General features: G+C 74.5%; 11 protein-coding genes. 4 read left to right on the top strand and 7 right to left on the bottom strand.

Annotation, left to right across the window (positions count from 1 at the left end; genetic code table 11):
- Positions 1-49: 49 nt before the first annotated feature.
- From ACFU6K_RS19165 to ACFU6K_RS19155, 3 genes are all read right to left on the bottom strand, one after another.
- Entirely contained in the window at positions 50-445 is a 396-nt protein-coding gene (locus tag ACFU6K_RS19165; RefSeq protein WP_380664488.1) for a cytochrome c oxidase subunit 4, read from the bottom strand.
- Positions 442-2,157, bottom strand: coding sequence for a cytochrome c oxidase subunit I (gene ctaD / locus ACFU6K_RS19160; RefSeq protein ID WP_380664486.1), 1,716 nt, complete (start codon positions 2,155-2,157; stop codon positions 442-444). The genes ACFU6K_RS19165 and ctaD overlap by 4 nt, the downstream gene beginning before the upstream one ends.
- Before the next feature lie 213 nt (positions 2,158-2,370).
- The gene (locus ACFU6K_RS19155) at positions 2,371-3,012 is read right to left on the bottom strand and encodes an L-threonylcarbamoyladenylate synthase (protein WP_380664484.1); all 642 of its coding nucleotides are present in this window, start codon (positions 3,010-3,012) and stop codon (positions 2,371-2,373) included.
- Between the two features lie 230 nt (positions 3,013-3,242).
- Here ACFU6K_RS19155 and ACFU6K_RS19150 point away from each other — a divergent pair, with 230 nt between their 5' ends.
- Positions 3,243-3,584, top strand: coding sequence for a hypothetical protein (locus ACFU6K_RS19150; protein ID WP_380664482.1), 342 nt, complete (start codon positions 3,243-3,245; stop codon positions 3,582-3,584).
- Between the two features lie 114 nt (positions 3,585-3,698).
- On the opposite strand, the gene ACFU6K_RS19145 is transcribed toward ACFU6K_RS19150, so the two are convergent.
- The 3 genes from ACFU6K_RS19145 to ACFU6K_RS19135 all read right to left on the bottom strand — a co-directional run bounded on the left by ACFU6K_RS19145 (position 3,699) and on the right by ACFU6K_RS19135 (position 6,566).
- The gene (locus ACFU6K_RS19145; protein WP_380664480.1) at positions 3,699-3,854 is read right to left on the bottom strand and encodes a DUF6131 family protein; all 156 of its coding nucleotides are present in this window, start codon (positions 3,852-3,854) and stop codon (positions 3,699-3,701) included.
- 164 nt (positions 3,855-4,018) lie between these two features.
- Entirely contained in the window at positions 4,019-5,542 is a 1,524-nt protein-coding gene (locus ACFU6K_RS19140) for a threonine/serine exporter ThrE family protein (RefSeq protein ID WP_380664478.1), read from the bottom strand.
- A gap of 361 nt (positions 5,543-5,903) precedes the next feature.
- On the bottom strand, positions 5,904-6,566 hold the full coding sequence (locus ACFU6K_RS19135) for a TetR/AcrR family transcriptional regulator (RefSeq protein WP_380664476.1): 663 nt from the start codon (positions 6,564-6,566) through the stop codon (positions 5,904-5,906).
- 178 nt (positions 6,567-6,744) lie between these two features.
- Here ACFU6K_RS19135 and ACFU6K_RS19130 point away from each other — a divergent pair, with 178 nt between their 5' ends.
- Complete coding sequence (locus tag ACFU6K_RS19130; RefSeq protein ID WP_380664474.1) at positions 6,745-7,386, top strand: SRPBCC family protein; 642 nt, start codon at positions 6,745-6,747, stop codon at positions 7,384-7,386.
- Between the two features lie 127 nt (positions 7,387-7,513).
- On the top strand, positions 7,514-7,687 hold the full coding sequence (locus tag ACFU6K_RS19125) for a CsbD family protein (RefSeq protein ID WP_380664472.1): 174 nt from the start codon (positions 7,514-7,516) through the stop codon (positions 7,685-7,687).
- A 122-nt stretch (positions 7,688-7,809) separates the two neighbouring features.
- Here ACFU6K_RS19125 and ACFU6K_RS19120 read toward each other — a convergent pair whose 3' ends face one another.
- The gene (locus tag ACFU6K_RS19120; protein ID WP_380664491.1) at positions 7,810-9,213 is read right to left on the bottom strand and encodes an FAD-dependent monooxygenase; all 1,404 of its coding nucleotides are present in this window, start codon (positions 9,211-9,213) and stop codon (positions 7,810-7,812) included.
- An 85-nt stretch (positions 9,214-9,298) separates the two neighbouring features.
- Between ACFU6K_RS19120 and ACFU6K_RS19115 the strand changes: the two genes are divergently transcribed.
- Positions 9,299-9,982: a TetR/AcrR family transcriptional regulator C-terminal domain-containing protein gene (locus ACFU6K_RS19115; RefSeq protein ID WP_380664470.1), complete on the top strand. Its 684-nt coding sequence runs from the start codon at positions 9,299-9,301 to the stop codon at positions 9,980-9,982.
- Positions 9,983-10,093: the final 111 nt, after the last annotated feature.

Below are 10,093 nucleotides of genomic sequence, written 5' to 3'. Positions count from 1 at the left end.
GCGCCCGGGGCGGGCCCGGGCGGCCCGCTCCGGCGGCTGCTGCGCCGGCTCAGCCCGCGCCGTGGTCGCGGTACTGGAAGATGAAGCCGGCGACGGCGAGCGCGAGCACCAGGGCGCCGACGACGATCAGCCAGCGGGCGAACACCAGGCCCAGGGCGAAGACCGTCACGCCGACCGCCGCGAGGACCGGGTAGCCGCTGCGGGCCGGGAAGAACCCCACCGGCCCGGCGGCCTCCGCGATCTCGGCCTCCTCGCGGTCCTGCGCCCGGCCGCCGCCCGACCGCCGGTACTGGACGAACCAGAACAGCGCGACCAGACCGGACATCAGGAACGCCACCGTCAGGATCGCCTTGCCGGCCGGCTCCCGGGCCCAGAAGCCGTAGACCAGCCCGGTCACCGCGAAAAACGCGGTCATCACCGCGAACAGCCACCCCTCCGCCTTCACCGCCCGCTCCCCCGTCCGCCGGTAGGGCCGTACGGGGCACCGGCGGCGCCGGTCGGCGACTCCGCCGCGGACACCTCCGGGTGGTGCAGGTCGAAGGCCGGCGACTCGGAGCGGATCCGGGGCAGCGCGTGGAAGTTGTGCGGCGGCGGCGGGCTGGAGGTGGCCCACTCCAGCGACCGGCCCCAGCCCCACGGGTCGTCCTCGGCGACCTTCTCGCCGTACCTGCTGGTCCTCCAGACGTTGTAGAAGAACGGCAGGTTGGAGACCCCGAGCAGGAACGAGCCGATCGAGGCGCACACGTTCAGGGCCGTGAAGTCGTCCACCGCCAGGTAGCTCGCGTAGCGGCGCGGCATTCCCTGGGCGCCCAGCCAGTGCATCACCAGGAAGGTGGTCTGGAACCCCGTGAACACGGTCCAGAAGTGCGCCTTCCCGAGCCTCTCGTCGAGCATCTTCCCGGTGAGCTTCGGCCACCAGAAGTAGAAGCCCGCGAAGGTGGCGAAGACGACCGTCCCGAACAGCACGTAGTGCAGGTGGGCCACCACGAAGTAGCTGTCGGTGACGTGGAAGTCGATCGGCGGCGCCGCCAGCAGCACCCCGCTCAGCCCGCCGAACAGGAAGGTCACCAGGAAGCCGACCGACCAGAGCATCGGGGTCTCGAAGGAGAGCGAGCCGTTCCACATCGTCCCGACCCAGTTGAAGAACTTCACCCCGGTGGGCACCGCGATGAGGAAGGACATCATCGCGAAGAACGGCAGCAGCACCTGGCCGGTGGCGAACATGTGGTGGGCCCACACCGACATGGACAGCGCGGTGATGGAGATGGTCGCGCCGATCATCCCGTAGTAGCCGAACAGCGGTTTGCGGCTGAACACCGGGATGATCTCGCTGATGATGCCGAAGAACGGCACCGCGACGATGTACACCTCCGGGTGGCCGAAGAACCAGAACAGGTGCTGCCACAGCAGCGCCCCGCCGTTCGCCGCGTCGAAGGCGTGCGCGCCGAACTTGCGGTCCGCCTCCAGGCAGAGCAGCGCGGCGGTCAGCACCGGGAAGGCCAGCAGCACCATGACCGAGGTGAACAGCACGTTCCAGGTGAAGACCGGCATCCGGAACAGCGTCATGCCCGGCGCCCGCAGGCAGGTGATGGTGGTGATGAAGTTGACCGCGCCCAGGATGGTGCCGAGGCCGGCCACCACCAGCCCGAACGCCCACAGGTCCCCGCCCGCCCCCGGCGAGAACAGCGGACCGTTCAGCGGCGCGTAGGCGAACCAGCCGAAGGAGGGCGCGCCCCCGGTGGTGAGGAAGCCGCTCAGCACCATCAGCCCGCCCAGCAGGAACGCCCAGTAGGTGAAGGCGTTCAGCCGGGGGAAGGCGACGTCCGGCGAGCCGATCTGCAGGGGCATGATCGCGTTGGCGAACCCGGCGAAGGTCGGGGTGGCGAACAGCAGCAGCATGATCGTGCCGTGCATGGTGAACAGCTGGTTGTACCGCTCGTTCGACAGCAGCCCGGTGTCCGGCCCCAGCAGCTGGGCCCGCATCAGCAGCGCGAGCACGCCCCCGACCAGGAAGAAGCCGAAGGCCGTCGCCAGGTAGAGGTTCCCGATGACCTTGTGGTCCGTGGTGAACAGCCAGCGCAGCAGCGTGCTGCCCTGCCGGACCCTCACCCGGGTGCGGTCCCGCGCGGGGGGCGGCACGGTGGACGAAGCGTTCATGGGACCTCCGCAGCGGAGCCGGTGACGCCCCCGGTCTCGGCGCCGACCCCCTCCCCGGCCCGGCGGAGGGCCCCCCCTCGCACGCCATCGCCGACCCTAGCGGCGGCGGCCCGGGCCGCCGGGGCGCCACGCGGTACGGCCCGTCGACCGGGCGCGGCGCTCCCGCGGATCGGGGTGCGGGACGTCGGTCGGCGTTCCGGGAGCGTGCCGGGCTCAGCGCTCCCGCAGGTCGGGGACCACCTCGCGCAGACGCTCGGCGCCGATCGCGCCCGCCCGCAGCAGGACCGGCACCTCGCCGGTGATGTCCACGATCGAGGAGGGCACGGCGGCCGCGGTCGGGCCCCCGTCGAGGTAGACGGCCACCGAGTCGCCGAGCATGCCCTGGGCGGCGTCGCAGTCCTGCGGCGACTCGTGCCCGGTCAGGTTCGCGCTGGAGACGGCCAACGGCCCGGTGGCGTTGAGCAGTTCGATGGCGACCGGGTGCGCGGGCATCCGCACCGCGACCGTCCCGTTGGTCTCGCCGAGGTCCAGCTCGACCGAATCCCGGTGGCGGGCGACCACGGTCAGCCCGCCGGGCCAGAACTCCTTGACCAGGTCGCGCGCGCGCTCCGTCACCTCGACCAGCCCGTCCAGCGCCTCCGGAGAGCCGACCAGCACCGGCGAGGGCATGTTCCGTCCCCGGCCCTTGGCGCGCAGCAGGCGGTCGACCGCCTGCGGCGCGAAGGCGTCCGCACCCACGCCGTACACGGTGTCCGTGGGCAGGACGACGAGTTCACCGCGGCGCACCGCGGCCACGGCCTCGCGCAGCCCGGCCGCGCGCTCCGACGGGTCCGAGCAGTCAAAACGACGAGTCATCAGGGGTCTCCACCGGCGGGCCGCGGGCCCGCCCCGTTCCTCCGGCCCGGTCACCTCTCCGGCCGGACACGACCTGGTCAGCCTACCCGTCCCGCTCCCGCCGACCGGCCACGCCCCGGGGCCGCAGTGTGCGGGGGCTCCTCGGCCGCTCGGGTGGCTCGGGACGGCGGCGCCGTAGCGGGCCGTCCTCCCCGGGGGCGGCCGGTGGCGGGCGGACGTAGGTTGCGCACATGACCAGTGACGAGACGGTCCCGGCCGTGGGAGTGCGTCCGCTGGACGAGGTGTTCGCCGCGATCGACAGGGTCAACCGGCGGCCCCGGCCCTGGACCGGCTTCGAGCACGGCGTGCTCGGCGCCTACCGGTGGGCCGCCGGCGCCCAGGTCGCGGCCCCGGTCACCGCCGCCGCCACGGCCGGCGCCATCGGCCCGTGCCTCGCCCAGCTGCTGGCCGAGTGCCAGGCCGCCGCCGTCCGCCTCCACCTGGTCCGCACCCAGGGCGCGGACCACACCTACGTCCTCGGCGTCCACCGGGCGCTGGCCTGGCTCTGCGGGCTGCACGAGGACCGTCCCTGAGTGACCGTCCCCGGGCCCGGCGGGCCCGGCGCGTCGAACGGGCGGCGTGCGTCGAACGGGTGGCGCACGGCGTTGAACAGGTGGCGCACGGCGTTGAACAGGGGTCAGGCCGGGTCAGTAGTAGTGGCGGCGGCCACCGACGGCGTGCCCGAGCGTTCCGGCGAGCCACAGGACCAGGCCGATGACGGCCAGGACGACGCCGATGGTCCACAGGATCGAGATTCCGGTGACGAAGCCGATGATGAGCAGGATGACGCCGAGGAGTATCACGAGGGTCTCCCGGGTTGAGGGGTGGCTGTCGGCAGGGGCGGGCCTCGTCGGCTCCAACCGGCCGGGTCCGCCCCCGGAGATCGGGGCCGGTCTCGCCCGGCCCGTCTCCACACCCCCCGCGTCTACCGCGCCACCGCGCGGGCAAACCGTCCCGCCGGTTCCCGTCAGCGCCGGTGGCGGCCGCCCTGCCTGCGGGGCGGTGCGGCCACCCGGGGCGCGGGCAGGAAGAGCCGGGCCAGCTCGCGGCCCAGGTTGACGCCGATGGCGAGGGCCATCGCCATCGCGGCGGCCCGCCCGATGCCGCTCAGCCCGATCTCGGGCTCGCCCCGGACGAAGGCCAGCATCCCGAAGTACAGCACCGAGCCGGGCAGCAGCGGCCCCAGGGCGGCGGTGATGTGCGGCAGCGCCGAACTGCCCCGGCAGCGCGCCATGAGCTGGCCCGACAGGCCCACCAGCCCGGCGGCCAGCCCGGTGGCCAGGATCGGCTCGCCGCCCGCGTTCACCAGCACCCCGTACGTGGTCCAGCCGGCCGCGCTGTTCACCAGGACCGCCGGCAGCGTGGCCGGCTCGGTGTTCAGCAGCACCGCGAACGCCAGCGTGAGCAGCACCGCGGCGGCGAGCTGCAGCGGGGGGTTCACCGCCCCGGGCGGGACGTCCTGGGCGGCGAGGTCGGCACCGTTGTTGACGCCGACGTAGAGCACCGTCATCACCCCGACCACCACACCGGTCATCAGGTAGAGCGCTTCGAGCAGCCGGGCCGCGGCGGTGAGGTAGAAGCCCGCCAGGCCGTCCTGGGCCGCCGCCACCATGGGCCACCCCGGCAGCACCGCGAACAGCCCGCCGGTGATCACCACCGATCCGCGCAGGTGCAGACCGTTGAACGACAGCAGGATGCCGATCACGGCGGCGGGCACCGCCGCCACCACGAACTGGTAGAACGCCGGGAGGTCGTGGCGCGCCACCAGGGCCGAGAAGCGCTCGCCCACCAGCGCGGCGACGACGGCGCTGGCGAACACCAGCCAGGCCCGGGCGTCGGCCCGGCCGCCGATCAGCAGCGTGGCGGCCCCGGCCATCCCGCCGCAGGAGAGCACGAACAGCCGGCCCGAGTACCGGCGGTGGCGCCGGCGGGCCGCCACCAGGCGGCCGTGCGCCTCGGGGACGGCCATCCCGCTCGCGGTGATCTCGGTGACCAGCCGGAACACGAGGGCCAGCCGCGCGTAGTCGACGGCCGGGCGGCGCACCGAGCACTCGGCGGTCAGCGACGGCTCCGACGGGCCGGGCTGGTACGAGATCGCCACCCGGGTGAAGGTCACCTGCGGGTCGCAGGGCTGGACCCGGTAGGCGTGGGCGACGGTGAGCATCGCGGCCTCGACGTCCTCCGCCGCCTCGCCGCTGGCCAGCAGCAGCTCGCCGACCAGCAGCGCGAGGTCCAGCACCCGGGCCGGCTCGACGCCCGTCGGCGGGTCCGCGCCGGCCCCTTCCGGCGCGGGCTGCCGGTCGGCCGTCGGGGTGCGCAGCAGCGGCAGCATCAGGTCGGGCCAGGGGACCGCGGTGCCGTCACCGTCCGGTCCGGGCCGGGCCCCCTCCCCACGCTTCCCGGGCGCGGGGGCCTGGGGCGGCACCCGTTCGGGCCGGGTGGGGCGTCCTTCCGGGCCGGCGGGCGCACCGAGCTGCTCGTGTTCCGTCATCGCGACTCCCTGACCCCACCCCCTCCGCCAACACCGTGCAGCCCTTCAACTACCCGGAGTGACGCTGCGGCGAACGCGCCACACCCGGCACACCCGTCCGAACCGGAGCACGACCGGCCGTACACGCCCCAGTGCCCCGCGCGTGCCGACCTCGGAGGCGGGGCCGGCCGGGCGCCGCCGCCGGTACCACCCCTCCCGCCGCCGGAGCCGTTCCCCGACCCCGCCGCGGCGGGGCCTTCGCGGTCGCGGCCCGGGCGGGCCTGACGCTGCCGACCTGTGCCGATCGGGGCTGAGCAGTGGCGACCTGCGCCGATCGGGGCTGAGCAGGGCCAGGAGACAGCCGAACCGCGGGCGGGCCGGGTCAGAACCGCGGTGTCAGCAGGCCCTCCAGCTCGGCCTCGAAGAGCAGCGCGGGCCGGAAGCCCATGCCGGTGAAGTGCCCGGCGAGTTCCAGCGACAGCACGCCGTGCAGGCGGGTCCAGAAGGCCAGGAAGCGGTGGAGCACCTCGGGCGGGGCCGGCTGCTCGCCCGCCCAGCCGCGGTGGCCCAGCAGGTGGGTGGCGAACGGCGCCTCCGGGGCGTCCGTGCCGGCCGGGGCGAGCGCCGCGCAGGCGTCGACCAGGGTCCGCATCACCTCGTCGGCGATGGCGGTGGTGTCCTCGGGCGCGCGGTAGCCGGGCACGGGGGTTCCGTAGATCAGGAAGTACCGCTGGGGGTCGGCCAGGGCCCAGTCGCGCAGGGCGCGGGCGAGCCCGGCCAGGTCGGCGCCCTCGGCGGCGGCCGCGCCGAGGGTGTCGGCGAGGCTGCGGTAGGCGTCCCGGACGAGCTCGGTGATCAGCTCGTCGCGGCCGGCGAAGTAGCGGTAGAGCGCGGGGCCGCTCATGCCCATCCGCTTGGCGATCGCGTTGACGGAGAGCGCCGAGGCGCCGGCCGTGGCGATCTGCTCCCAGGCGTGCGCCTTGACCTCCTCGCGCACCTGGGCCCGGTAGCGCTCGCGCGGGGTGTCCGCGCCCGTCCTCGCCATGGCCTTCGCCCGCTCCCCGGCTCGCCCGACTACATGTTCACGCTTCCGTTAGAAGGTATCACGGGGACCCGTTGACACCCCGACCCTCGCGGAGTTACAACTTCTAACGAAGGCGTGAGCATCTAGCTCGCAAGGCGTCCGAGCCGTCCCGACGGCCGACCAGTGAATGGGGAGTTCCATGTCCGCCACGCGCAGCTCCACCCGCGGCACCGGCATCCGCACCGCCCTCCTGACCCTCCCGCTCGCCCTCGGGCTGCTCGGCGCCACCGCCGCGCCGGCCGGGGCCGCCACCGCCCACCGCCCCGGCTCCTCGCTCACCTGCGGCGGGACGGGTGTCGACCCCGACGCCCGGGTCCGCCACCGGACCGGGATCGTGATCCACGCGCCGCTGCGGACGGTCTGGCGGCTCCAGACCGACGTGGCGCACTGGCCCGACTGGCAGGCGCCGGTGCAGAGCGCCGAGCGCCTCGACGGCGGCCCGCTGCGCCCGGGGTCGGCGTTCCACTGGACCACCCCGCTGCCCCCGAACCCCGCCTCGGCCGACCCCACCCTGGGGATCACCTCCACCGTCCGGCAGCTGCGGCCCGGCGCGTGCATCCGCTGGACCGGCCCGGCGGTCGCGACCGGACTGCGGATCGACGGCGTCCACGTGTGGAACCTCACCGAGGTCCCCGGCGGCGTCCTGGTGCGCACCGAGGAGACCCACACCGGCCCCCAGGTCGACGCGAACGTCCCCGCCGCGACCGACATCCTCCGCCAGGGCCTCGAAGGCTGGCTGCACGACCTGAAGACCGCCGCCGAGGCCCGCACCACCCGGTAGGAGGCGGCCCGCCTCGCCGCACCCGTCCCGCCGGACCGACCCGCGGGCCCGCGCATGGAAGCCCGCACCCCGGGCAGACGCCGCCCGGGGCGGACCTTCGCCCCGTCGACGAGAGGAGGCACCCGCCGTGGGTACCGAGGAGAAGCTGCAGAACATGGCGGAGAAGGCCGGCGGCAAGGCCAAGGAGGCCGTGGGAAAGGCCACCAGCGACCGTTCGACCGAGCTCAAGGGCAAGGCCGAACAGGCGAAGAGCGACCTGAAACAGGCCGTGGAGAAGGTCAAGGACGCGGGCAGGCACTGACCCGGCACCCGGCCGGCCGCCCCCGGACGGCCGCTGGATGTCCGCGCGTCCACCGCGCCCGGCGGTCCGGCGGTCCGGCGGTCCGGCGGGCAGACAAGCCCGGGCGCGGCCCCCAGGGCCTCTCAGGCGGCGAGCAGCCCCTGCCGCCCCGCGTAGGCCGCGAGGCCGTCGGCCGTCACGCCGGCCCATCCGAGGTAGCCGTCCGGCCGGACCAGGAACACCCCGGTGCCGTACGCCTCGTAGGCCGGGATGCGGACCACCGGGGCGGTGACGGCGGGCAGCGGGGTGTCCGTGCCGACGGTGAGCAGCGTCCAGTGCGGGCCCCGGAAGGCGTCGAACAGCCGGGTGCCGCCCCGATGACCGTCCGGGGCGCGGTCGCCGGCCCGCAGCACGTCCGCCGGGAGGTCCCGGCGGGTCTCCACCGAGAGCGCGGACTCCCGGTAGCCGAGGTCGAGTTGCTGGGTCGCCCGGCCACGGCGCTGCTCGCCGCGGTGGACCCTGGTGGACAGCTCCAGCATCGCGGCCGCATTGCCGCGGCGCTCCTCCTCGTAACTGTCGAGCAGTCCCTCTCCCGCGCGCCCGGTCAGCACCGCGGCCAGCTTCCAGCCCAGGTTGTAGGCGTCCTGGACGCTGGTGTTCAGGCCCTGCCCGCCGGCCGGCGAGTGGACGTGCGCGGCGTCGCCCGCCAGGAAGACCCGGCCCGCGCGGAAGCGGTCGGCGAGCGCGGCGCGCGGGCGGAACTCGGAGATCCAGCGCAGTTCGGTGACCTGCTCGGCGGCCAGGTGGGAGCGGGCCGCGACCACCGTGCGCAGTCCGTCGAGGGTGAGGTCGACGGCCGTCCCCTCCGGGAACTGGGCGACCAGCTGGAAGTCCTCGGTGCCGCCGAGCGGGCAGATCGCCAGCATGCCCTCCTCGGACCCGAACACGTGCCAGTGCTCGCGGTCCAGCCCGTCGATCCGGACGTCCGCGACCAGCATCGGGTCCGGGTCGACGGTCTCGCCGGTCATCCCGATGCCGAGCAGTCGCCGCACCGTCGAGCGGCCGCCGTCCGCCGCGACGACGTACCGCGCCCGGACCGGACCGCCGACGGCGAACTCGGCGGTCACGCCCTCCTCGTCCTGCGCGAGGCCGACCAGCTCCCGGCCGAACGCGACCTCGCCGCCCAGCTCGCGCAGCCGCCCGTACAGCACCTGCTGGGTGCGCCACTGGGGCAGCATCAGCGCCTCGGTGTACGGCTCGGCCTCGGAGGGCTCGGTCGGGTCGAACATCCGGCGCTCGCCCTGCGGTTCGCCGTCCCGCCAGAGCAGGTTGGGCGGGTAGTGCCCGGCGACCGCGCGGACCCGGTCGAGCACGCCGAAGTCGTCGAGCACCTCCAGCGTGCGCGGCTGGAGGCCCTTGCCGCGCGAGCCGGGGAAGAGTTCCGCGCCGCGCTCGACCACCAGCGCGGCGACGCCGTGCCGGGTGAGGTCGAGCGCCAGGGCCAGTCCGGTGGGCCCGGCGCCGATGACCAGGACGTCCGTGTGCATGCCGTGAGGAGCCACGACAACCTCCTTAACGTTGTTAAGTAGCCGTTGCCGACAGCGTGCACTTAACGGCGTTAAACTGTCAACCGTGACCTCCCAGAGAACCCCCAAGCTCGACCGCGGTCAGGTCGTCGACACCGCGCTGGACCTGCTGAACGAGGCCGGCCTGGACGGCCTGACGCTGCGCGCCATCGCCGCCCGGCTCGACGTCAAGGCGCCCGCGCTGTACTGGCACTTCAAGGACAAGCAGGCGCTGCTGGACGAGATGGCGACCGAGATGATGCGCCGCATGACGGCCCGGGCGGCGGCGGGCGCGGCCACCGAGGCCGACGGGGCCGGTCGCGTCCCGGCCCCGGGCGACTGGCGGGAGACCTACCTGAGGACCATGCGCACCCTGCGCGCCGAGCTGCTGCGCTACCGCGACGGCGCGAAGGTCTACAGCGGCTCCCGGTTCACCGACACCGGCTACGCGGCCGACCTGGACACCTGGCTGCGCCTGCTGGTCGAGTCCGGCTTCACCCCGGTGGCCGCCGCCCGGGCCTGGCAGACCGCCTACAGCTACACCATCGGCTACGTCATCGAGGAGCAGGCGATGGGCCCCAACTCCTTCGACGGCGAGGAGGGCTACGACCTGGACGCCCGCGCCGAGCGCCTGGCCGCCCACCCGCTGGCCGCCGAATCGGGCCGGGTGATGTTCCAGGACTTCGACGAGGGCTTCGAGCAGGGCCTGGCGGCGGTGCTCGCCGGGGTCGAGGCCACCCTGCTCGGCTGACGGATCCGGCGCGGCGCGGCGCGGCCGTTCACCGTTCGTCGTTCGCCGTTCACCGTTCACCGTTCGCCGTTCGTCGTCCCGGAGACGACCGCACCGCCGGGCCCGCACCCC

Origin of the sequence: Kitasatospora sp. NPDC057512 (assembly GCF_042802135.1) — a bacterium.
GTDB lineage: Bacteria > Actinomycetota > Actinomycetes > Streptomycetales > Streptomycetaceae > Kitasatospora.
Note: the sequence above shows the minus strand (reverse complement) of the source record. Positions and strands in the feature narration are given on the sequence as shown.

Bases quoted from the DNA above. Each gene is read 5' to 3' on its own strand.
- ACFU6K_RS19150 (WP_380664482.1), top strand. From the start codon at position 3,243: ATGACCAGTGACGAGACGGTCCCGGCCGTGGGAGTGCGTCCGCTGGAC.
- ACFU6K_RS19135 (WP_380664476.1), bottom strand. From the start codon at position 6,566: ATGGCGAGGACGGGCGCGGACACCCCGCGCGAGCGCTACCGGGCCCAG.
- ctaD (WP_380664486.1), bottom strand. From the start codon at position 2,157: ATGAACGCTTCGTCCACCGTGCCGCCCCCCGCGCGGGACCGCACCCGG.
- ACFU6K_RS19130 (WP_380664474.1), top strand. From the start codon at position 6,745: ATGTCCGCCACGCGCAGCTCCACCCGCGGCACCGGCATCCGCACCGCC.
- ACFU6K_RS19140 (WP_380664478.1), bottom strand. From the start codon at position 5,542: ATGACGGAACACGAGCAGCTCGGTGCGCCCGCCGGCCCGGAAGGACGC.
- ACFU6K_RS19120 (WP_380664491.1), bottom strand. From the start codon at position 9,213: ATGCACACGGACGTCCTGGTCATCGGCGCCGGGCCCACCGGACTGGCC.
- ACFU6K_RS19155 (WP_380664484.1), bottom strand. From the start codon at position 3,012: ATGACTCGTCGTTTTGACTGCTCGGACCCGTCGGAGCGCGCGGCCGGG.